Raw genomic sequence first — 22,166 nt, forward strand, 5'->3', positions numbered from 1 at the left:
ACATTCATGAATTATTCGAACAAGCGTATCGTGGTGGTTGGACTGGGACGGTCCGGTGTGGCCACGGCACGCTTTCTGACCCACCGGGGCGCCCGGGTGACGGTAACGGATCGCAAGGGAGCGGACGCACTGGCCGACAGTGTCGCCGCCTTGGCCGGATTGAATCTGACCCTGAAGCTGGGGGGGCATGACCCAACGGATTTTGAGACCGCCGATCTGGTGGTGCTCAGCCCCGGGGTTCCCCATATTCAGCCGGTACTGGAACCGGCCTGGGCCAACGGCACGCCGGTGATCGGAGAAATGGAACTGGCGGCCGCTAACATCACTGAGCCGGTTATTGCGGTGACCGGCACCAACGGAAAGACCACGACAACGGAGCTACTGGGACAAATGTTGAAGAACAGCGGAAAAACAGTGTTCGTGGGAGGCAATATCGGAACCCCGTTGACCGACTATGCCGACGGGCTGCATGGAAAAGCCGATGTAGTGGTGGCCGAGACGAGTAGTTTCCAGTTGGACACCATTGTTGATTTCCGGCCGTCAACCGCTGTGATGCTCAACATTACCGATGATCATCTGGATCGATATGCCTCTTTCGAGGCTTACGCCGAGTCCAAATGGCGGATTTTCGAGAATCAACATCCCACGGATGCGGCCATTTTCAGTGCCCTGGATGCCACGGTGACGGCGATGCTGGCAAAGCATCCGCCCAAAGCCCGGCGACAGATGTTTTCGGACCAGGCGGTGGTTAATGGGGCGCAGATTTTAAAGGACAAGATCCTGCTGTTCGCAGAAGGCCGGCCGGTGGGGTCCTATGCGTTGGATCAGACCGCCCTCATCGGGCCCCATAACCGTGAGAACATTGCCGCCGCCTGCCTGGCCGCTCGGGAGCAGGGGGCCACGGATAGCGGTATCCAGCAGACCATCGATACGTTCAAGGGACTGGCGCATCGGCTGGAGCCGGTGGGGACGGTGCGCGGGATCCGGTTCGTCAACGATTCCAAGGCGACCAATGTGGATGCCGTGAAACGCGCCCTGGAGTGTTTTGACCGACCGGTGGTGCTGATCATGGGGGGCTTGAACAAAAAGGGCGATTTCAGCAGGCTTAAATCCCTGGTCCATCACCGGGTGAAAACCCTGGTGGCCATGGGGCAGGCCAAAGACGAGATCATCACGGCCCTGGCCGGTGATCCCGGCCACGGTATTCTCGAAGCCGATTCCATGGAGCAAGCGGTGCAAAAGGCCTTTGACGCGGCGGTGGACGGTGACACGGTATTGCTTTCACCCGCCTGTGCCAGCTTTGACATGTTTACCAGTTACGCCCAGCGGGGCGAACGATTTAGGCAAATTGTGGAGCGAATGCGATGAACACGGCAGCCAAGCGCAACCGGGATACGACCCAGCCCGTGGCCTATGACCTGGGGTTGTTGTTTCCTGTGCTGCTTTTGGTGGGCATGGGCATTATTATGGTTTACAGTGCCAGTTCCGCCCTGGCGCTTCAACGATTTGGCAGTGACTACTATTTTCTCAAACGCCAGGCCATGTTTTCCCTTGCCGGTATCGTCGTGCTGGTGGGCTTCAGTTACATCCCTTTTCGGCTTTACCGGCTGTTGACCTATCCGGTCCTTTTGCTGGGGATCGGCATGCTGGTGGCGGTGATTTTCAGCGGATGGGGGGTGAGTGCCGGTGGCTCCACCCGCTGGCTGCAGTTCGGTCCGCTTCGTTTTCAGCCGGCCGAGCTGGCTCGCATGGCGCTGGTCATCTATCTGGCCTATTCCATGAGCAAAAAGGACGAACTGCTACGTGATTTTTATGTGGGCTTTTTGCCTCACCTGATTGTTCTGGGGGTGCTGCTCCTGCTGCTCATGGCCCAGCCGGATTTTGGCTCGGTGGTGATTTTTGCCGCCTTGACCTGGATTATGCTTTTTGTCGGCGGATGCCGTCTCAGCCATCTTTTAGGCGTGATTTTGCTTTTCCTCCCCCTGATCTGGCTTCTCATGAACCAGGCCGAGTACCGGGTCAAGCGGCTGATGAGTTTTTTGCATCCCTGGGAGCATTCAAGCGATGCGGGCTATCAGATCGTGCATTCGTTCATGGCCTTTGGTACCGGTGGTATCACCGGCGCGGGGATCGGCAAGGGGTATCAGAAATTGTTTTACCTTCCCGAACCGCACACGGATTTTATTTTTTCAGTGATCGGAGAAGAGTTGGGGCTGATCGGGGTGATGATCGTGATTATCCTTTACGGCATTATGCTGATGCGGGGCATTCGCATTGCCCGGCATGCCCAGGACCCTTTTGGCGCCTTCCTGGCCATGGGCATTACGGTGGCCATTGGTCTGCAGGTGTGCATCAACATGGGCGTCACCCTGGGGCTTTTGCCCACCAAGGGGTTGGCATTGCCGTTTCTCAGTTACGGCGGCACCAGTCTTTTAATCAACATGGCGGCGGTGGGAATCATGATGAACATCGGGGCGCGCGATGCCAGATACTGAAGCCAATACGGCCTGGCGGCCGCTAAGCATAGTCGTTGCCGGTGGGGGCACGGGTGGACACCTGTTCCCCGGCATTGCCGTGGCCACTGTTTTTGTCCACCGCAACGACCAGAGCCGGATTTTGTTTGTGGGCGCCGGCAGACCCCTGGAGAAAGCGGCCCTGGCCCGGGCGGGCTTTGTCCAGCGCGTCATCGCCATCGAAGGCATCAAGGGCCGGGGGATCTGGCCCAAGATGCGGGCCATGCTGAAAATTCCCGGCGCGGTCTGGCACTCGCTGGGCATCCTGGGCGACACCCAGGCCGATCTGGTGGTTGGCCTGGGCGGGTATTCCGCTGGCCCGGTGGCCCTGGCCGCCTGGCTCAAGGGCATTCCGGTGGTGCTGTGTGAACAGAACAGTGTTCCCGGTATGACCAACCGGATGCTGATCCCGCTGGCCAAGCGGATTTATGTGAGCTTCGATGATACCAAAGGCACGGTCGGGCTGCCTAAAAAGCGCTTTACCGGCAATCCAATCCGCCAGGAGATTCTGGATGCGCGCAGCCTGCCAGCAGGCGAAAAAGACCGTTTCAGCGTCCTGGTGGTGGGGGGCAGCCAAGGGGCGCATGCTATCAATCTGGCGTTTATGGAGGCCTTGCCGCATCTGAAACGAAAAGACCGTATGCGGATTGTCCACCAGACCGGTGAGGCGGACCAGGATAAGGTTGCCGCAGCGTATCAGGCAGCAGACGTGGATGCCGAGGTCAAGGCCTTTTTCCACGATATGGCGTCCCGCTACCACGCGGCGGATCTGGTGGTCTGCCGGGCCGGGGCCACTACGGTGGCCGAGTTGACGGCTTTGGGCAAGGCGGCATTGTTTATCCCGTTTCCCTTTGCCACGGACAATCATCAGGCGCACAATGCACAGCGCCTGGTTGACCAGGGGGCGGCCATGCTGGTGCTGGAACGTGACCTGAGCGGACCGTGGCTGGCCGGGCAACTGGACGCGCTGGCCGCCGCGCCGCAACGGCTGGAAGAAATGGCGGATCACGCCAGGGCGCTGGGCAAGCCCAATGCCGCCCAGGCCATTGCGGATGACTGTTATCAATTGCTGGACAACACATCCTAAACCCAAGCACTTTCCATGTTCAGGATCGATGGAACGCGGACCATATTAATATGTATCTGAAAAAATACCATATCCATTTCGTTGGCATCGGCGGTATCGGCATGAGCGGCATCGCTGAGCTGCTTCTCAACCTGGGGTATCAGGTTTCCGGTTCCGATGTGAAGGCCTCGGATATCACGGCCAACCTGGCACGGCTGGGGGGCGATATTCATATCGGCCACCGGGCCGAGCAGATTGCCGGTGCGGATGTGGTGGTGGTGTCCTCGGCCATCGATCTGGCCAACCCGGAAGTGGCGGCCGCCCGGCAGGCGACCATTCCGGTGATCCCGCGGGCCGAAATGCTGGCCGAGCTGATGCGCCTCAAATACTCCGTGGCCGTTGCCGGCGCCCATGGCAAAACATCGACCACCTCCCTGGTTGCCAATGTGCTGGCTGGCGGCGGTCTGGATCCCACGGTGGTGATCGGCGGCAAGCTGAAAAGCATCGGCCGCAACGCGGTGTTGGGCCAGGGAGACTTTATCGTGGCCGAGGCCGATGAAAGTGACGGCTCATTCCTCAAATTTTCTCCGGCGATTGCCGTGGTGACCAATATTGATCGCGAACATCTTGATTTCTACGCTGATCTGACTGCGATCAAAAATGTCTTTCTTGATTTTATCGACCGGATTCCCTTTTACGGCCTGGCGGTTCTGTGTCTGGACAATGAACCGCTCCAGGATCTGTTGCCCCGGATCAAAAAGCGCTTTACCACCTACGGCCGGAGTGCGCAGGCGGATTACCAGGCCCGCGATATCCGCTTTGGTGATATGCAAAGCCACTTCACGGTGCTCTACCGCGAAGACAATTTAGGGGAGTTCAACCTCTCCATGCCGGGCATGCACAATGTCTACAACGCCCTGGCCGCCATTGCCGTGGGGCGTGAACTCGACATTCCCCTGGCCGCGATCAAAGAAGCCCTGTCCACGGCCGAAGGCGTGCAGCGGCGTATGGAGATCAAGGGACGGATCAACGACCTGGTTGTGGTGGACGATTACGGCCACCATCCCACGGAGATTCAGGTTACCCTCCAGGCGGTAAAGGACAATTGGCCGGACCGACGCAAAGTGGTGGTCTTTCAGCCCCATCGCTATACCCGCACCCAGTCCCTGATGCCGGATTTTGTGAGATCGTTCAATAACAGCGACGTTCTGGTGGTGCTGCCCATTTATGCGGCCAGTGAATCCCCCATCGAGGGGGTCACCGCAAAAGCCCTGGGTGACGGGATCAGAGCCCATGGGCACCGCAACGTGGATTGCCTGGAAAGCCTGGACGCCTGTGTCGCGCACCTGGAAACGATCCTGGCCCCCGGTGATTTGTTGCTGACCCTGGGTGCCGGTGATGTTTACCGCGTCGGTGAGATGCTCCTTAAGCGGCGATCCAGATAAACAGCAACGATCACGAATTCGAAATCCCAACAGGCGTACACCTATTCAGAAAAAAACAGAACCAAAGACATAGAGACCGGAACATGTAACCCAAAAGAACCCAAAGCCCGGGATGAATCATTGAAATCAACCCGCAAGAATCGCTTTAAGAAAGAGAATGCCGCCCGGCGGACGCGCCTGCGGGGGAACGTGCGCTGGCTTGTCAAGGCGGTAGCAATCGGCCTGGCCCTGATTACGGCCAGTGCCGGGTTTATTCTCGTGCATGATTTTTTTGTGCAAAGTTCACAATTTTTTGCTCAGGACATCGAGGTCCGTGGCAACCAGCGGCTGAGCCAACAGCAGGTGATGAAAATCGCCGAGATCGACGCGCAAACCAATATCCTTTCACTCAATCTGACGACAACACGCAAGCGCTTGTTGGCCGATGCGTGGATCGCCGATGCCACGGTCAGCCGAAAGATTCCTTCGCAGATTACCATCTCCATCCGCGAAGAACAGCCCCTGGCTCTGTTGGAGATGGACGATGACCGGGACTTTTTACTCAATACCGACGGTCGGGTATTCAAACGTGCGGTCGAAACGGATGGGGACCGGCTGCCGCGTGTCCAGGGATTGACTTTTGGTGACCTGCCCGTTGTCGGCAAACCGGACACGGAAGCGTTTAGTGCGGTGATGCGCCTTTTGCGCCTGACCTTTGAGAAAGACAGTGCCCTGGCGTTTGCGGGGTTGCGCTGGATCCATATGGACCGTGAGATCGGCGCCACCGTTTATACCGCCACCGGTGACCGGACCATTAAGCTGGGATTTGGTCAATATCGGGAAAAGTGCGATGCTCTTGGGCGTCTGATGGCGCGGATGAAAAATGACAGCCGGTTGATCCACTCCCAGGTCATTGATCTTTATGATGTCAATCGAATTGTGATTACCCTGGCGCCGACCGGTGCATCTGACTCGGGTCAGGAGGAGGTGTAAGTTGCACGGATCAAAAGAGAGCAATATCGTCGTTGGCCTGGATATCGGCACCACCAAGATCTGCGCCGTGGTGGGTGAGGTATTGGGCCGCGAGATCAACATCATTGGCATCGGCACGCATCCTTCCGTCGGTTTGCGCAAAGGGGTTGTGGTCAACATTGAATCCACCGTGGATTCGATCAAAAAAGCCGTGGAAGAGGCCGAATTGATGGCCGGTTGCGAAATATCGTCGGTCTACGCCGGCATCGCCGGCGGCCACATCACCGGATTCAACAGCCGGGGGATTGTGGCCATCAAGGGGCCGGAGATCACCCCGCAGGATGTGGAGCGGGTGATTGACGCCGCACGGGCAGTGGCCATCCCCATGGATCGAGAGGTTATCCATGTATTGCCCCAAGAGTATATTGTTGATGACCAGATCGGTATCCAGAATCCGGTGGGGATGGCCGGGGTTCGTCTGGAGGCCAAAATCCACATTGTTACCGGTGCGGTGACCTCGGCCCATAATATTGTCAAGTGCGCCAACCGGGCCGGGCTGGATGTTTGCGATATTGTGCTGGAGAGTCTGGCCTCGGGGGAAGCCGTGCTGACCGAGGAGGAAAAACAACTGGGTACCGGCCTGCTCGATCTTGGCGGCGGAACCAGCGACCTGGCGATTTTTTCGAGCAAAAATATTCGGCATACCTTTGTGCTCGCCCTGGGGGGAGACAACCTGACCAATGATATCGCCATTGGAGTACGGGCCCCCCTGAACGAAGCCGAGCGCATCAAACGCAAATACGGAACCTGCATCGCGGCGACCATCAATCCAGAGGAAACCATTGAAGTGCCGGGGATGGGGGGGCGCCAGCCCCGCAAGCTGCCCCGGCAGGTATTGGGTGAAATCCTGGAACCGCGCATGGAGGAAATTTTTTCTCTGATTCACCGTGAGATTTACCGCGCCGGTATGGAGAACATGATCGCCTCTGGGATGGTGCTCTCCGGTGGAACCTCGCTGCTTGATGGGGCCACCGACGTTGCCGAATCCATTTTCGGTGTACCGACGCGGCTAGGCACCCCTTCCGGCATTGGTGGGCTGACCGATGTGGTCAACAATCCCATGTACGCAACCGGTGTGGGATTGGTGATTTATGGGGCCAAAAAAGAGCCGCAAAAGAAATTTCGTATCCGAGACAAAAATATCTTCAACAGTCTGATTGGCCGGATGAAACGATGGTTCAAGGATATTCTCTGAATCTAAAAAGGGGCAAAGGATGAATCAAACATGGAGACAAGAAATGGAAATACGCGTCAATCAAGGCGTAGCGGCAAGCGCCGATATAGGCAACTTAAGCAAAGGGGGAGACCATGACTGAAATGTTTACCTATGTAGAAAATGACCGTTCGGCCAAAATCAAGGTGATTGGTGTCGGGGGGGCCGGTGGCAATGCGATCAACAACATGATCGCCAGCAACCTCCAGGGCGTGAAATTTATTTGCGCCAATACCGATGCCCAGGCCCTGGACATTTCCCAGGCCGAGTCACGCATTCAGCTGGGTGCACAGATCACTGAGGGCCTCGGGGCCGGAGCCAATCCCCAGGTCGGTCGGGATGCGGCCCTGGAAAACGCGGAAATGATCAAGGAGATCCTGGCCGATTCGCACATGGTTTTTATTACCGCCGGGTTTGGTGGGGGAACCGGCACCGGTGCGGCACCGGTGATTGCCCGATTGTGCAAGGAAATGGGCATCCTGACCGTGGCCGTCGTCACCCGGCCGTTCTCCTTCGAGGGCCGCAAACGGGCCAAGCAGGCCGATGAGGGCATCCTGGAGCTGAGGAAGTCTGCCGACACGGTGATCACCATCCCCAATGACCGGCTGCGCGGACTGGCTTCGAAAAATGCCAAAATGGTGGATATGTTCAAGAAAGCCGATGAGATTCTGCTGCATTCGGTCAAGGGCATCACCGATTTGATCATGATGCCCGGTCTGGTCAATCTGGATTTCGCCGACGTAAAAACCACCATGAGCCGGGCCGGTATGGCCATCATGGGCATCGGTATCTCCAGTGGCGAAAATCGTGCCCTGGAAGCGGCGGAGCGGGCCATCTCCCATCCCCTTCTGGAAGACATCAATATTTCCGGCGCCAAGGGGGTCCTGATGAACATCACCTCCAACAGCGATCTGACCATGGAAGAGATGACCGAAGCATCCGAGCGCATTTATAATGAGGTCGGTGATGATGCCGAGATTATCTGGGGCGCGGTGATCGACGACAGTGTCGGTGAGGAGATGAGTGTCACCGTCATCGCCACCGGCATTGGTGAGACCGAAAAAGAAATTCAAAAACCCATGGTTTCCAAAATTATTGATCAGAACTATGACCCGACCTATGGCGGAAAGGTCCGTGACATCACCCCGGCGGATCTGACCCAGTCACCCGATCTGGAGCAGCCGACGTTCATCCGTCGTCGTCAGGCGGTCAACGAAAGGCCGGGTAATGAGCTTTACCGAGAATACAAAGGGATTGTAATTGACAACGATGATCTGGATGTGCCCACGTTCCTGCGCCGCAAAGCTGACTGATCCGCTCTTAAACGGTTAGATCCCAAAAGACAAAATTACTGCTGTATCAACGATAAGCAATGATGGTGGCCCTTAAAAATGGTGGCGCTTAAACAGTGTTGCTGGGTACGGTCTTGATTGAATTAATTTTTAAGACGGACCCATTGCATGGCGCGTCCTCCGGCCATATTTTAATGTATGGCAAAAAGAACTTACCCCATGGCCGGAAGAAGCGGTCCGAGAGAGCGCGGTGTGATTCGCAAAACCGCGGCCGCCGGATTGAAAGTCGCTTTGATTTATCCCAATCACTACTATGTTGGGATGAGCAACCTTGGCTTTCAGACTGTTTATCGCTTGATCAACAATATCGATTCGGTTGTTTGTGAACGGGCGTTTTTACCGCCGCCGGACGGTGGTAAGACACATCGGGTGTTGACCGTCGAGTCGCATACGCCCATACAAGACTTTGACGTTATAGCATTTTCAATCTCTTATGAGAATGATGCACCCGCTGTTCTTTCTATCTTGGAGACAGCAGGACTCCCTTTGTCGGCCGCCCAGCGTGGCACCTCCCTCCCCCTTGTGTTGGCAGGGGGAGTTCTGTGTTTTCTCAATACCGAACCCCTGGCGCCGTATATCGACCTGTTCCTGTTGGGTGAAGCCGAAGCGCTGATTCCCCGTTTTTTCGATGAGATCGATCTATCCCGACCCAAACGGGAGATGTTGCTCCGCCTGGCCAGGCGCCTTCCCGGCGTCTATGTCCCCGCTTTTTACGAGCCGCGATACCATGCCGACGGCACCCTGGCCGCCATGGCTCCCACTGCCGACGTGCCTGCCACCGTTAAACGGGTCATGGTGCCGGACATTTCCAGGCTGCCCACGGCCACTACGATTCTGACCCCGGATACCACATTTGATGATACCTATCTGATCGAGGTCTCCCGCGGCTGTCCGCATGGATGCCGCTTTTGCAGTGCCGGATTTGTGTACCGCCCCCCCCGTTTCCGCCCCCTTGACCTGCTGGATCGCCAGGTGGATGAAGGGTGCGCGCTGACGGATCGCATCGGTCTGGTGGGGGCCGCGGTTTCGGATCTGCCGGGCATCCGTGAGCTGTGCGGCAAAGACCGAGGCCGTGATATTCATTTTGGGTTCAGCAGCCTGCGGGCCGATGCCCTGGACGGTCCCCTGATCGAGGCACTCAAGAAAAGCCGGGTCAAAACCGCCACCATTGCGCCGGATGCAGGTAGCCAGCGCATGCGGCAGGTGATCAACAAAGGGGTTGATGAGGCCCATGTACTGGCTGCCGCCGAGATGCTGGTGGCGGCCGGCATCCCCAATTTGAAGGTCTATTTCATGATCGGCCTGCCCACCGAAACCGAGGACGATGTGGCGGCCATTGTCGATCTGGTCAAGCGGATCAAGCACCGTTTTCTTAAAACCAGCCGGGGCAAGGGGCGCATTGGAGAGATTACCGTGAGTGTCAGTTCCTTTGTTCCCAAACCGTTCACCCCGTTTCAATGGGTGGCCATGGACGAGGTCAAGACCCTGAAACGCAAAATCAGCATGATCAAGAAAGGGCTTAAACGCACGGCCAATGTCAGGGTGCATGCCGACGTGCCCCGTTGGGCCTACGTGCAGGCGCTGATCGCCCGGGGAGACCGCAACGTGGCCGATATTCTACACCTGGCCCACCACAACCAGGGCAACTGGCCCCAGACATTCAAGGAATCGGCGGTCAATCCCCACTTCTATGTGCACCGTGAGCGGGATTTTGATGAGCTGTTTCCCTGGGATTTCATCGATCACGGAATCGATAAAGCCTACCTGCTCAAGGAATACCGGCGCGGTATGGCCGGCAAAAACTCGGCGCCGTGTCCGGCCGATCCGGCCAAATGCAGCCTCTGTGGCGTCTGCAAGGATCTGCCTACACCCTAATTAAATTTTAAGGTCACCTGCCAGATTGGGCCCGCCTAATCCAAAATCCGTTTCAAGCTTTTGGGTTTTCGCGCCTTCCATCGTTGTACAGGGCTATAGCTATTTTTTCGATAATGCCAATTCCCACACAACGAATATTGACTTCCCTCATGATTCCATGGACAATCAAAATATGGACCGTTCTTTGGCTCCCCATCGTTGAATCTAACATGAAAGGAGACCCCCATGAATAAAAGTGCCATTCACATCAGACTGATGAATGCCGAGGATTTTGACGCCGTGGTGAAAATTGACGCAAAAGTCCTCAATGCGTCGCGGCCGGACTATTACGAAGCAAAATTCGAGAAGTTATTCAAATCCATTGATTATCTCCCCACATCGCTCATTGCCGAGGACGATGAAGGGACCGTTGTCGGGTTTGTGATGGGAGAGTTGTTCATGGGAGAATACGGCATTTTCCAGCAGGAAGCCAAACTGGATACCATCGGCATTGATCCCGATTACCAGAAAAAGGGCATCGGCAAATTGCTCATCGAAGAATTTCTGGATCATTGCAAGCGTATCGGGGTGAAAAAGATGAATACCCTGGTCAATCTGGACGACGCCAAAATGATGCATTTTTTCAGCCAGAATGAATTTAATCCGTCCAAGACCATCAATCTGGAACGTAATCTCTAATTATTGATAGATCTTTTTCAGCTCGTTGGCCGCCTTGACGGACAGATCCGAATCCACGGCATATTCAATGGATCCTTTTAAAGCCAGAATGGCATTTTTGTAATCGCCGAGCAGTCGGTAGGTTTTGCCCATTTCGTACAAAACAAACGGATTTTTCGGATTGGTCTCGGCGACATGCTCGAAGATTTTTCGGGCTTGGTGCAAGCGGCCGGTGGCAAGATAAACCCGGCCCAGGTGCATCTGGGCCCGGGAAAAGTCCGGCTGGATCTCCAGCGCTTGATTCAGATAGGATTCGGCTGTTTTGTAATCGCCTTTGTTGTAATAGGCCCAGCCTAAGTTGGTTAATGGAAAGTGGGGTTTGGTATACAAGACATCGCCCATGAGCGCCTCGAAAATGGGGATGGCCTTGTCCCATTGTTCCAGCCCCAGGTACGCACTGCCCAAATTGTTGCGCGCCTCAGGATAATCGGGTTTCAGCGCCAGGGCTTTTTCAAAGTTTACAATGGCCAGCTGATAGTTCTCCTTTTCGATGTAGATCATACCAAAGTTGTTGTAAATAAAGGGATCGTCTGGATTCAGCTTCTGTGCCTTGACTAGCTCCTGCATGGCCAGGGCGGTGTTCCCCTCACTGAGATAGATTTCGGCCAGTTTGATTGAGGCATTGGCCCGTTTTTTGTCCTGGGGGGAAACGCCCATGCTTGCACACCCATAGACCAACACTGCGGCCAGCAATAAAGAAAACGATCTTTGAAGTTGCCATTTTGTCATCGCATCATACTCCTTGCTGGATACTACCACTTATCTTAAGTGGTGTTGGGGACCTTTTTAAAACCTGTCAGGGGGTTTTTGAGTCGGCGGATGTGTCAATCTGCGCCAACTGAACCCCTTGATCTTGAATGAAGTATTTGATCAAATCAGGAATTTGCTTTTCAAAAAACAGCCGGTTTGCCCCCCTTGACGTAGGGATAAGCAGGCCATTGATGGTAATGGCCGCATTGAATTCAGCCGACCGATTGGCGCCATAAAAAACAGGCGAGCGGGTATAGGCAAGCCCTGCGGCGGCCAGTAATTGCTGGAGGATATCGACGGATGGGGCTTTTGCGTCAATCTGAATGATATTCAGGCCGGTTTTCTTGATGGCCTTGATCGCATCACCATAAAGGTCTCCGTAGTCAATCAGTATTTCTCTGCCTTTACCGAAAGAAAAGAGATTTGACAGGGCCTTGACCTGAATGCCGGCATAAGGGAAACTGATGCTGGTGTTGGGTGAGTAGTGAAACGCCATCGACCGGGCGAACGATTCTACCAGCGTCCGCTGATCACTGCCATCAATGCGGACCACATTGGGCGACGCATGCATTGAAAAGTCAGCGGCCGGGTTGTCCGGGGTCGCTGATGCATTGGTGAGGATTTCTCTGATGATAATGTGGTTTTGGTCCAGGTAGCGTACAATGGCAGCATGGGTTCGCTGGACGGCTGATGTGATGGGGGTAATACAGACGTGTTGAGGCACGCTGCCATCGCCGGATGCGCCACTTTGAATCCATTTGGCGGTGATGCCGATGGATGCGGCCCCATCTTCAAAGGCAAGCCGGTTGGTGCCCGCACCATTGGATATGGATGACAGGACCGCCTCGAAGATTTCTCCGGCGGAGGCGTTTTCGGGTATCTTGACCACCTTGACATTGTCCCAGTATTCCTGGATCAAGGGCAGATCCACATTCATCACTTGGTTTTCGGTGGATAAAATCACTTTCGATCCATTTTGAAGATCGATCATGGGAAAGCGGGACAGGTCCAGCTCAAAATCCTGGCCCTGTTTCATGGGCAGGAAAAAGGTCCCTTTTTCCAAGAGGCGGCCGCCCATGGTGGTCGCGGCTTCTGCGGCCGGCCCGCGGCTATTTTGTGTCGGGACCGCTGTTCTTGTGACCCCTGCTGACGCTGCCGGAGCGGGGCGGGTAGTGGTTTGAGGGGGCTCCTGGCGCTGGGCCAGGTTGCCCTCGGCATCGAACAGATTCGCGTACCATTGTTTTTCCCGGATGGATGGATCGGGCATGTAAATTTTTTGACCGGCATAAATACGGTTCATGTCATTGACGTGCGGGTTCATGGCCTGAAACAGTTTCAGCCCCTGATTGTAGGTCAGATTCCCGTAACGGCCGCCGAATTGTTTGGCGATCAGCTGGGAGACCGTGTCTCCCCGTTTAATGGTATACGTCTGGGTGTGTTTTTCGAGCATTTCCCTTGGATTGTTGATCATCACGAAGGGAATCGTGACCACGCCGGTGGATTGTCCTGGAAAATTGCCCTGGACGAGTTTTTTCAATGGAATATCAACGATTTGGCCGGGACGGATGCGATCGATGTCCTTCACGTGGGGATTGAGGCGGGAAAAAATGCCTAGGAATTCTCTGAAGTCTTCATGGGCGATTTCTCCTTTTTGACGGAAGATTTTAAGCACCCAATCACCCTTTTGGACCTGATAAGGGTCACAGAGAATGTCCCAACCGCGGTCATAGCGCACCACATAATCCTTGAGCAGCATGGCGCCGTGCGGGCCTGAATGGGCAAAAAACAGATATGCCATCAGTATCGACCAGAAAATCCCATACGTCTTGGGATGACGCCAACCGAGAACGGATTTCATTCGCATGTTTTGTCTGCCTGTTTTTAAATTTCTCCTAAGGTTGCAAGAGAATGTTGCAAGAGCCGGAGAGATTTACAAGCCAAGGCGCCAGAACTGACGCCGCAGCTACTTTTTTTATCGGCAGTTTCCATCCATAGATGAGCACTTTGCTTTTTTGGACGGACGCGATGTCGCGATGAGGGGGCCGGTCTGAGCGGTTTCAGGCCCATTTTACCGGACCCTCATTAAATGCAATGCGTTCAGGTTTTCTTTTTCAGTCCTAGCGTGTCAGCAATTTCTTGGGATACGGCATTCACAAATATCCTGAATGCGTCTTCGTCCAACGGCTTGCCCGGAGCCGGTACTTTTTCAAGATGCTTGGGGTGAACGTATTGGGGATGGTTGACCAGCTCTGGTTTGGAGCGAACGTTGAATTCATCCGGAAAACTGCCTTGGAAGTACATATCCTGGAATCCGGAGAACTTGAGTGCATGGGCCGTGGAATCCACAATCGCCGTTGCGTTTGAATCCACAAGTCCGCGCGTTAGTGCCACCTGCAGACCGGCCAGGGACTCACCGCCATGGGTGCAGGCAATATGGCCGTTGCGGTTGGCGGTCAGCTGCCAGTCCATGATGTCCTGCTCGGTGACTTCAACCACATGGACGCGCTGCTGTCCGGCCGTTTGGTTGTAACGTTCCACCAACTGGATGACCCGGGGCATGGATACCGGATTGCCGATCATGGCCGCCTGGGCCACACTGGGTTTGACGGTGACGGGTTTGAATTGACGTGATGGTCCCTCGGGCTGACGGTAGTACCGGTACACCGGATTGGCATGGATGGACTGCACGCCGATGATTACGGGCAGGCTGTCGATGATGCCGATCTCAAAAAACTTCAGAAAACCGTTCATTACCGCGGTGATGTTGCCGGCATTGCCGATGGGCACGACCACGATCTTATCGCTCATCGCATAGTCGAAATCTTGAGCGATCTCATATGAATAGGACTCTTGCCCCAGAATCCGCCATGCATTTTTGGAGTTGAGCAGGGCAACATTGTACCTTTCGGAAAGGGCCTCCACGACTTTCATGCAATCGTCGAAGACCCCGGGAATTTCGAATACATCGGCGCCGCTGCCCAGCGGCTGTGAGAGTTGCTGCGGGGTGACCTTCTTGTGGGGCAACAGCACCGCCGATTTAATATGGGGTTTGAGATAGGCGGCGTAAAGGGCGGCCGCCGCGCTCGTATCCCCGGTGGATGCGCAGATGGAGAGTACCTCGCCCACCTGACCGCTCTGGATTAAAAAATTGATGTAACTCAGGGCGCTGGCCATACCCCGGTCCTTGAAGGACGCACTGGGATTCTGGCCGTCGTTTTTAAAGAAAAAGCGTATTCCGGCCTTTTCCTGGAGGACCGGGCTGGCTTCGACCACGGGAGTATGCCCCTCGCCCAGGTAAACCACCGCATCCAGGGGGATCACCGGCCCGAGGAACTCATGGTAGCGGTAGATACCCTTGAGCGCGGGGATTTTGAGCATGCGCCGATAGTCGAGAATCTGTCGCCAGGTGTCGCCATCAATGGCTTTGAGCCGGTCAAACTGACGGTCGTGTAAAAGCAGTACCTGGCCGCAATCCGGACAGGTGTAAAGCAGTGAGGTAATACCGTGCTCAGCCTGACACCCCAGGCAGCGATAGATCATATCGCCGCCGGGTTCGGGAATCAAATGCGGCCGGATGGTTTCCGGAAATTGATCGATATTCACGGGGCTATTTTATCCGTTCCACCCATAAAGGGTCTGAGTGCGTTGGGAATGACGACCGAGCCGTCTTCCTGTTGACAATTTTCCAAAATCGCCGCCAGGGTGCGGCCCACAGCCAGTCCGCTGCCGTTTAAGGTATGGACCAGCCGGGTTCCTTTTTTGCCTTTTTCTTTATACCGAATACCTGCCCGGCGGGCCTGAAAATCTTCGAAATTGCTGCACGAAGAGATTTCCCGATAGACGTTCTGGGCGGGCATCCACACTTCAATGTCATAGGTCTTGGCGGCCGAAAAGCCCAGGTCGCCGGTGCACAGGGTGATCACCCGGTATGGCAGTTCAAGACGGCGCAGGACGGTTTCCGCATTATCCAGCAGGGCTTCCAGTTCATCGTAGGAGGATTCCGGGCGGACGAATTTGACCAGTTCCACCTTATTAAACTGGTGCTGGCGGATCAGTCCCCGGGTATCTTTGCCGTAGGATCCGGCTTCGGATCGAAAACAGGGTGTGTAGGCTGTGTAGTAGACCGGCAACGCTGCTTCATCCAGAACCTCGTCCTGGTGGATGTTGGTGACCGGAACTTCGGCCGTGGGGATGAGATAATAGTCCAGCCCCTCGAGTTTGAACAGATCCATCTCGAATTTGGGCAACTGACCCGTACCGGTCATGGTTTTGCGATTAACGATAAACGGCGGCAGAACCTCCTTGTAGCCATGCTCGGTGGTGTGCAGATCCAGCATGAAATTGATCAGTGCCCGTTCCAGGCGGGCGCCCATTCCCAGATATAGCGGAAAGCGGGCACCGGCAATTTTGGCGGCACGGCTAAAGTCGAGGATCCCCAAGTTTTCGCCGATGGTCTGGTGGTCAAGGGGGGCACCTTCGAACTCAGGGGGCGTGCCCACGGTTTTGACAACCGGATTGTCCGTTTCATCCTTGCCCACCGGCACGCTGGCATGGGGAAAATTGGGCATGCCCATGATCATTTCGCTGATGGCCGCCTCGCTGGCCCCCAGCTCTTTTTCCATTTCTTTGATGATTTTGGAGACGCCTTGCATCTCTTGGATAATGGTGTCGGCATTCTCGCCGTTGCGTTTCATCTTGGCAATCTGGTCGGAAACGGCATTGCGCTGATGGCGAAGTTTTTCTAATTCGGCCAGAACGGCTTTACGCCCGTTGTCAAGGTCCTGAAAGCGCAGCCAGTCAACATCAGTGCCTCTGTTTTGCATTGCTTGTTGGGCCAATTCCAAATTTTCTCTGACCCGCTTGATTTCCAGCATATCTATCCTTATTATTCAAAATCGTGTTTATACGGGGCCATACATCGAAACATCAAGTAGTGGTATTGTTTTGTTAGGCGTGGTGAACGGCTAAACCACAATGAAAAAGCGAACACCGAAGGCAAAAATCATTCAAAACTCTACCCCAAGTGGTCCAATTAGTCAATAATGATTGCCTGTTGAACGGTCATCGGTAAGCGGCTGACAACACGTTTAGGGACGCTTAGACAGGGCAATGATAAACGACCAGGATTGTGACCTGTGGCAAGAAACAGAAAGATGGAGATGGGAATGGACGAAGTCCGGCAGAAAAAACAGGAAATCAGGAATGAAATATCAACCTTCTTCGATTCGCTTCCCGCTGATCAGATCGAAGCGAATACCCATATTATCGAGAGCAGGCTGTTTGAATTCGCCAACTTTCTCGAATCCAAGATTGTCATGCTTTATTTGAATGCCGAAAACGAAGTCGCCACCGATAACATCATCAAACGGTCGTTCGAATTCGGCAAAATCGTGGTCTTGCCCGTTTTTGACGCCGCTAAAGGGATAATTCAATTGATGAAGATCGACAATCCGGACAAGGACCTGGTTACCGGTACCCGGGGAATGCTTGAGCCGAATCCGGATAAATGCAAAGCCGTGCCCATGGATTGTATCGATATTGCGGTTGTGCCTGGTATTGCCATGGACGAAAAAGGCGGACGCATCGGGCCGGGTGACGGCATGTATGACCGGATCATTCCCGATTTGCCCATGACTACCCGTAAGGTCGGGCTGGTGTTCGAAGGCCAATTGATACCCCAGGTGCCTATGGAATCCCATGACAAGCATGTCGATATTATCATCACCGAAAAACGGGTGATCTATAAGATCTAGTGCCGGCGACACGATTGCACCGGTGAACAGCGCTTCCTTTATTGGGGGCGCTTTTTTTGTTCCTAACGGCTAACGGCTAATTGCTAAACGCTTTACGCTGTTCTCAATTCGCTGTGATGTATCTAACTTCTTGACCTGGCAAGTCTTCATTTGGTAGACGTGAACAAGGAGAAAAGTGCCCATGAAATACCAGCGACTGAGAAATGAGATGGTGACCAAGCAGATTATTGCGCGTGGTATCAGTGATCCGCGTGTGCTGTCGGCCATGCGCAAGGTGCCCCGACATCTGTTTGTCAGTGAAGCCATGATGGATCAAGCTTATGGCGATTACCCGTTGCCGATTGGGGAACAACAGACCATTTCCCAACCTTACATTGTTGCCGAAATGACCCAGGCGCTTCAGCTTACGCCGGAAGACCGGGTTCTTGAAATTGGAACCGGTTCCGGTTACCAGGCCGCCATTTTATCTCATATCGCCTTCCGGGTGTATACCATAGAACGCATTTACTCCCTTTATGTCAGAACCCGCAAATTGTTTGATCAATTGCGCTACCACAACATCGTTACCCGCTATTCCGACGGTACCACGGGGTGGAAGGAAGAAAGTCCCTTTGATGCCATCATTGTCACCGCCGGTGCGCCGGAGATCCCGTCCGTGCTGGTCAGCCAGCTGGCCGTGGGGGGACGCATGGTGATTCCGGTGGGAGATCGGCACAGCCAGGATCTGATCAAACTGGTCCGTGACCCGCATGGCATTCATCAGGCCAATCTGGGGGGCTGCCGGTTCGTCAAGCTTATCGGTGAACATGGATGGAGAGATCAGTAAGTGATGCGACGGATTTACGACTGGGTCCTGCATTGGGCCGATACGCCTTATGGAACGTGGGCGCTGTTTTTACTGGCATTTGCCGAATCCTCTTTTTTTCCCATTCCCCCTGATGTTTTACTGATTGCCCTTTGTGTGGCGCGGCCGGAGCGATCTTTCCGATACGCGCTGGTCAGTGCCGCCGGATCGATCCTGGGCGGCTGTTTGGGATATCTGATCGGCTGGCAGTTCATGACCGGGGTGGGCAACCGGATTGTGGCCTTTTACGGGCTGACGGGAAAAGTGGCCTACATCGAAACACTCTATCAGACCTACGACGCCTGGGCCGTGGGCATTGCCGGCTTTACCCCCATTCCGTACAAGGTGTTCACCATTACCGCCGGCATGTTCAAGATCAACTTTGTGGTCTTCGTTCTGGCCTCCCTGGTATCCCGGTCAGCTCGTTTTTTTATTGTGGGCGGGTTGATTTACCTGTTCGGCCCACGTATTCAGCGCTTCATCGACCGCTATTTCGACCTGTTGGCGGTATCGTTCACGGTTTTGCTGGTGGCTGGGTTTGTGCTGATCAAGTACCTTTTTTAAGGGGTCGAGGATTCAAGGATTCGAGGGGTCAAGGGAAGGACAAAGGAAAACATTCCCCTCGTCCCCTTGAATCCTCGAATCCTCGACCTCTTGAACCCTAATCGGGTCTCGCCATGAAAACAACCCTCGAGTTTATCGGCATTGTTTTCGCCCTGTTCTCCGGTATCAGTCTGCTGCTCTACTTTTTTCAGGAGCGGATGATTTTCTTTCCCCAGCCGACAGCTTCCGGTATCGAAAAGTCCTATGCCTCCCATGCGTTGACGCTGCGCCACGGCGAGGTCGACCTCAAAGGATGGTTGTTCAAGGATCGGATTGGTCCGGATCAACCGTTGATCGTTTACTATGGCGGCAACGCCGAGGATATCACTTTAAATTTTTATAGCCTCGATCGATTCGCCACCGGTTCCTTTCTGTTCATGAACTACCGGGGATACGGCGGCAGTGGGGGGCGTCCCACCGAGCGGGACCTATGCGAGGATGCCTTGTTTATACTGGACACGGTGATAAAAAAGGAAGGCATCGATCCGGACCATGTGATTCTGATGGGCCGCAGCCTGGGATCGGGGGTTGCGGTTTATGTGGCTGCCAGGCGCAACGTGGGCGGGATCATCCTGGTCACCCCGTTCGATTCCCTGACCCATGTGGCTCAGATTCATTACCCGATTTTTCCGGTGCGGCTGCTGCTCAAGCACCGGTTCGATTCGGCGTCGATCGCGCCAACCATCACCATCCCGGCACTGTTTGTCACCGCTGCCAACGACCAGGTGGTGCCGACCCGTTTGGCCAGCCAGCTTGAGCGTCTGTGGGGCGGGCCAACCACTAATGTGACGGTGGCCGGTACCGATCACAATACCATTGAAACATCTCCGGTTTATTGGGAGGCCATCAATACCTTTCTTCGCTCGGGTCGTCGCGCTGACGACCATTGACGGCAGAACACAAACGGTGTATAGCCGAGTATCGCAATTAAAACCGACCGGTTTTACTTTTTTATACCCAAACCTGCGGAGGCTTCCATGACGATCCTCAAGCACCTTTTTTCCCCCATCGAAATCGGGCGGATGAAAGCCAAGAACCGGCTGCTCATGTCGGCCATGAGTATCAATTTTGGCGTGGACGAGAACAATTACGTTACCGATCAGTTGACCGAATATCTGGCGGCCCGGGCCAAGGGGGGCGCCGGGATGATTCTCGTGGGAGGGGCCGGTGTCCATCCTACGGGGCTGGAACTGCCCGGCCTGCCCGCCCTGTGGGAGGACGGTTGTATCCCGGCCATGCAGAAAATGGTTGAACGCGTTAAATCCTACGACGTCTGTTTTGGGGTTCAATTGATGCATGGCGGGCGGCAGTCCTACCATGACCAAAAAGTGGCGCCCTCACCGATTCCGGCCCTGGCCGTGGTCAAAGGCGTGCCCAAGGAATTGAGCCTGGCCGAAATTGCCGAACTGGTGGCAGCTTTCGGTGATGCGGCCCGGCGATGCCGGGAAGCCGGTTTTGATTTTGTCGAGGTCCACGCGGCCCACGGTTACCTGATCAATCAGTTCATGGCCCCCAATTCCAACCATCGCACGGACCAGTACGGCGGCAGTTTTGAAAACCGCATCCGGTTTTTTCTGGAACTGTTGGCCGACATCAAGGCCAAGGCCGGTGCGGATTTTCCCGTGGGGCTGCGCATCAATGGCGAGGACTACGTGGATGGCGGGTGGACCCTTGACGATGCCCTGCGCCTGGCGCCGATTTTAGAGCAAAACGGCGCCGATTACCTGCATGTATCGGCCGGTGTTTACGGGTCCAAGCAGTTGACGATCCCCTCCATGTATGTTCCGCATGGGTGTTTCATCTACCTGGCAGAGGCCGTGAAACAGGTGGTGGACATTCCGGTGGTGGCGGTGGGTCGGATCAAAAGCCCTGAAATGGCCGATCGTCTGCTTAAAGAAGACCGGGCGGATGTGGTGGCCATGGGGCGCAGCCTGATTGCCGACCCCATGCTGCCTCAAAAAGCCCAGACCGGACAGCTGAATACCATCCGGCCCTGCATTGGCTGCTGCCTGGGCTGCATTCACGCTGTACTGGCATTGGAGCCCGGCGGATGCGTGGTCAATCCCGATGTGGGACGCGAGTATTTAATGGATGCCGATGAAAAGGCACCGGCTGCAAAGCGGGTGCTGGTGGTGGGGGCCGGGCCTGCCGGTATGGCTGCGTCGCGGCTGGCCGCCGTGCGCGGGCACATGGTGACCCTGGTTGAGGAAAAAGGACATGTTGGCGGGCTGCTGCGGTTGGCCGCGCGTGTGCCCGGGCGCGGTGAGATCATGGACATCATCAATTTTCTAAACGTTGAAATCGAGCGTTTGGGGATTGCCCTGCGGCTTAACACCCCCTTCGATGAAGCCTTGCTGGACGAACTGAACCCGGATGTCGTGATTCTGGCGTCGGGAAGCCTGCCGGACATGCCCATCATCAAAGGCTTGTTTACTACCGGGATGGACCTTTGCACGGTCACTGAAGTGCTGGATGGCAAGATCACCGGTGATCGGGTGATCATTCTGGGCGGCGGCCAGGCCGGTTTGGTGACCGCCGATTTTCTGGCCGACAAGGGACGCGAGGTCGTGGTTTTAAATCGCAAGCGCCACTTTGCCGACGAAATGTCCAGCAATGATCGGTTCTACCTGCGCGAACGCTTGAATGAAGCGGGGGTGCGTCTGTTCAAACAGGTCAGCGTGAAGACTTTTACCGGCGACGGGGTTCAATTTACCACTGCCGGCAAGCCCGAGACCCTGGACGCATTCGATACCGTGGTGGTGGCCGAAGGCATGGCGCCGGTCCGTGATGCCAAAAAAATGCTGGCGACCTGTAAGGCGGAAGTGCATATGATCGGCGATGCCAAGGAGCCGCGCAATTTGATGCTGGCTATGAGCGAGGCCGAGGAGATCAGTCGGTCAATCTGAATTGAGCGATTAGCTGTTAGGGGTTAGCGGTTAGCCCTTAGCTGATAGCTGATAGCCCACAGCTAAAGGCGAATTTCTGCTCATCGTGCGCTTTGACACAATTGCACGATGAGCATTT

18 protein-coding genes are annotated in these 22,166 nt (G+C 55.1%); 14 read left to right on the plus strand and 4 right to left on the minus strand.

Annotated elements, in window-relative coordinates; translation table 11 throughout:
• Positions 1-6: 6 nt before the first annotated feature.
• The 9 genes from murD to Dvar_RS03370 all read left to right on the plus strand — a co-directional run bounded on the left by murD (position 7) and on the right by Dvar_RS03370 (position 11,153).
• Positions 7-1,368 carry a UDP-N-acetylmuramoyl-L-alanine--D-glutamate ligase gene (murD, locus tag Dvar_RS03330; RefSeq protein WP_419660312.1) on the plus strand — a complete coding sequence of 454 codons (1,362 nt, stop codon included), beginning with the start codon at positions 7-9 and terminating at the stop codon, positions 1,366-1,368.
• A complete protein-coding gene (gene ftsW / locus Dvar_RS03335; RefSeq protein ID WP_419660313.1) occupies positions 1,365-2,495 on the plus strand; it encodes a putative lipid II flippase FtsW in 1,131 nt (376 codons plus the stop codon). The genes murD and ftsW overlap by 4 nt, the downstream gene beginning before the upstream one ends.
• A complete protein-coding gene (gene murG, locus Dvar_RS03340) occupies positions 2,482-3,600 on the plus strand; it encodes an undecaprenyldiphospho-muramoylpentapeptide beta-N-acetylglucosaminyltransferase (RefSeq protein ID WP_419660314.1) in 1,119 nt (372 codons plus the stop codon). Before ftsW ends, murG begins: the two co-directional genes overlap by 14 nt.
• Positions 3,601-3,650: 50 nt before the next feature.
• The gene (gene murC, locus Dvar_RS03345) at positions 3,651-5,024 is read left to right on the plus strand and encodes a UDP-N-acetylmuramate--L-alanine ligase (protein ID WP_419660315.1); all 1,374 of its coding nucleotides are present in this window, start codon (positions 3,651-3,653) and stop codon (positions 5,022-5,024) included.
• 120 nt (positions 5,025-5,144) lie between these two features.
• Positions 5,145-5,996, plus strand: a complete 852-nt coding sequence (locus Dvar_RS03350) for a cell division protein FtsQ/DivIB (protein ID WP_419660316.1) — start codon at positions 5,145-5,147, stop codon at positions 5,994-5,996.
• A 1-nt stretch (position 5,997) separates the two neighbouring features.
• Entirely contained in the window at positions 5,998-7,230 is a 1,233-nt protein-coding gene (ftsA, locus tag Dvar_RS03355) for a cell division protein FtsA (RefSeq protein ID WP_419660317.1), read from the plus strand.
• 122 nt (positions 7,231-7,352) lie between these two features.
• A complete protein-coding gene (gene ftsZ, locus Dvar_RS03360) occupies positions 7,353-8,561 on the plus strand; it encodes a cell division protein FtsZ (RefSeq protein ID WP_419664063.1) in 1,209 nt (402 codons plus the stop codon).
• 198 nt (positions 8,562-8,759) lie between these two features.
• A complete protein-coding gene (locus Dvar_RS03365; protein WP_419660318.1) occupies positions 8,760-10,475 on the plus strand; it encodes a radical SAM protein in 1,716 nt (571 codons plus the stop codon).
• A gap of 225 nt (positions 10,476-10,700) precedes the next feature.
• Positions 10,701-11,153, plus strand: a complete 453-nt coding sequence (locus Dvar_RS03370; protein ID WP_419660319.1) for a GNAT family N-acetyltransferase — start codon at positions 10,701-10,703, stop codon at positions 11,151-11,153.
• Here the strand turns inward: Dvar_RS03370 and Dvar_RS03375 are convergent, their stop codons facing one another.
• The 4 genes from Dvar_RS03375 to serS all read right to left on the minus strand — a co-directional run bounded on the left by Dvar_RS03375 (position 11,154) and on the right by serS (position 16,816).
• Entirely contained in the window at positions 11,154-11,921 is a 768-nt protein-coding gene (locus tag Dvar_RS03375; RefSeq protein WP_419660320.1) for a tetratricopeptide repeat protein, read from the minus strand.
• Between the two features lie 67 nt (positions 11,922-11,988).
• A complete protein-coding gene (locus Dvar_RS03380) occupies positions 11,989-13,806 on the minus strand; it encodes a FimV family protein (RefSeq protein WP_419660321.1) in 1,818 nt (605 codons plus the stop codon).
• Between the two features lie 233 nt (positions 13,807-14,039).
• Positions 14,040-15,545 carry a threonine synthase gene (thrC, locus tag Dvar_RS03385; protein WP_419660322.1) on the minus strand — a complete coding sequence of 502 codons (1,506 nt, stop codon included), beginning with the start codon at positions 15,543-15,545 and terminating at the stop codon, positions 14,040-14,042.
• Positions 15,542-16,816: a serine--tRNA ligase gene (serS, locus tag Dvar_RS03390; protein WP_419660323.1), complete on the minus strand. Its 1,275-nt coding sequence runs from the start codon at positions 16,814-16,816 to the stop codon at positions 15,542-15,544. The genes thrC and serS overlap by 4 nt, the downstream gene beginning before the upstream one ends.
• A gap of 261 nt (positions 16,817-17,077) precedes the next feature.
• Between serS and Dvar_RS03395 the strand changes: the two genes are divergently transcribed.
• The 5 genes from Dvar_RS03395 (at position 17,078) to Dvar_RS03415 (ending at position 22,048) form a co-directional block, all read left to right on the plus strand.
• Complete coding sequence (locus tag Dvar_RS03395; RefSeq protein WP_419660324.1) at positions 17,078-17,695, plus strand: 5-formyltetrahydrofolate cyclo-ligase; 618 nt, start codon at positions 17,078-17,080, stop codon at positions 17,693-17,695.
• Positions 17,696-17,876: 181 nt separating this feature from the next.
• Positions 17,877-18,521 carry a protein-L-isoaspartate(D-aspartate) O-methyltransferase gene (locus tag Dvar_RS03400; RefSeq protein WP_419660325.1) on the plus strand — a complete coding sequence of 215 codons (645 nt, stop codon included), beginning with the start codon at positions 17,877-17,879 and terminating at the stop codon, positions 18,519-18,521.
• A gap of 3 nt (positions 18,522-18,524) precedes the next feature.
• On the plus strand, positions 18,525-19,103 hold the full coding sequence (locus Dvar_RS03405) for a YqaA family protein (protein WP_419664064.1): 579 nt from the start codon (positions 18,525-18,527) through the stop codon (positions 19,101-19,103).
• A gap of 113 nt (positions 19,104-19,216) precedes the next feature.
• Positions 19,217-20,032 carry an alpha/beta hydrolase gene (locus Dvar_RS03410; RefSeq protein ID WP_419660326.1) on the plus strand — a complete coding sequence of 272 codons (816 nt, stop codon included), beginning with the start codon at positions 19,217-19,219 and terminating at the stop codon, positions 20,030-20,032.
• Positions 20,033-20,119: 87 nt separating this feature from the next.
• On the plus strand, positions 20,120-22,048 hold the full coding sequence (locus Dvar_RS03415) for an FAD-dependent oxidoreductase (RefSeq protein WP_419660327.1): 1,929 nt from the start codon (positions 20,120-20,122) through the stop codon (positions 22,046-22,048).
• Positions 22,049-22,166 lie beyond the last annotated feature (118 nt).

The sequence above is a fragment of the Desulfosarcina variabilis str. Montpellier genome, from assembly GCF_048565275.1.
GTDB lineage: Bacteria > Desulfobacterota > Desulfobacteria > Desulfobacterales > Desulfosarcinaceae > Desulfosarcina > Desulfosarcina variabilis.

Coding starts and splice junctions, on each gene's coding strand:
- Dvar_RS03410 (WP_419660326.1), top strand. CDS start 19,217: ATGAAAACAACCCTCGAGTTTATCGGCATTGTTTTCGCCCTGTTCTCC.
- Dvar_RS03375 (WP_419660320.1), bottom strand. CDS start 11,921: ATGACAAAATGGCAACTTCAAAGATCGTTTTCTTTATTGCTGGCCGCA.
- murD (WP_419660312.1), top strand. CDS start 7: ATGAATTATTCGAACAAGCGTATCGTGGTGGTTGGACTGGGACGGTCC.
- ftsW (WP_419660313.1), top strand. CDS start 1,365: ATGAACACGGCAGCCAAGCGCAACCGGGATACGACCCAGCCCGTGGCC.
- Dvar_RS03400 (WP_419660325.1), top strand. CDS start 17,877: ATGAAATACCAGCGACTGAGAAATGAGATGGTGACCAAGCAGATTATT.
- Dvar_RS03365 (WP_419660318.1), top strand. CDS start 8,760: ATGGCCGGAAGAAGCGGTCCGAGAGAGCGCGGTGTGATTCGCAAAACC.
- Dvar_RS03415 (WP_419660327.1), top strand. CDS start 20,120: ATGACGATCCTCAAGCACCTTTTTTCCCCCATCGAAATCGGGCGGATG.
- Dvar_RS03370 (WP_419660319.1), top strand. CDS start 10,701: ATGAATAAAAGTGCCATTCACATCAGACTGATGAATGCCGAGGATTTT.
- murG (WP_419660314.1), top strand. CDS start 2,482: ATGCCAGATACTGAAGCCAATACGGCCTGGCGGCCGCTAAGCATAGTC.
- Dvar_RS03405 (WP_419664064.1), top strand. CDS start 18,525: ATGCGACGGATTTACGACTGGGTCCTGCATTGGGCCGATACGCCTTAT.
- serS (WP_419660323.1), bottom strand. CDS start 16,816: ATGCTGGAAATCAAGCGGGTCAGAGAAAATTTGGAATTGGCCCAACAA.
- murC (WP_419660315.1), top strand. CDS start 3,651: ATGTATCTGAAAAAATACCATATCCATTTCGTTGGCATCGGCGGTATC.
- Dvar_RS03380 (WP_419660321.1), bottom strand. CDS start 13,806: ATGCGAATGAAATCCGTTCTCGGTTGGCGTCATCCCAAGACGTATGGG.
- ftsZ (WP_419664063.1), top strand. CDS start 7,353: ATGTTTACCTATGTAGAAAATGACCGTTCGGCCAAAATCAAGGTGATT.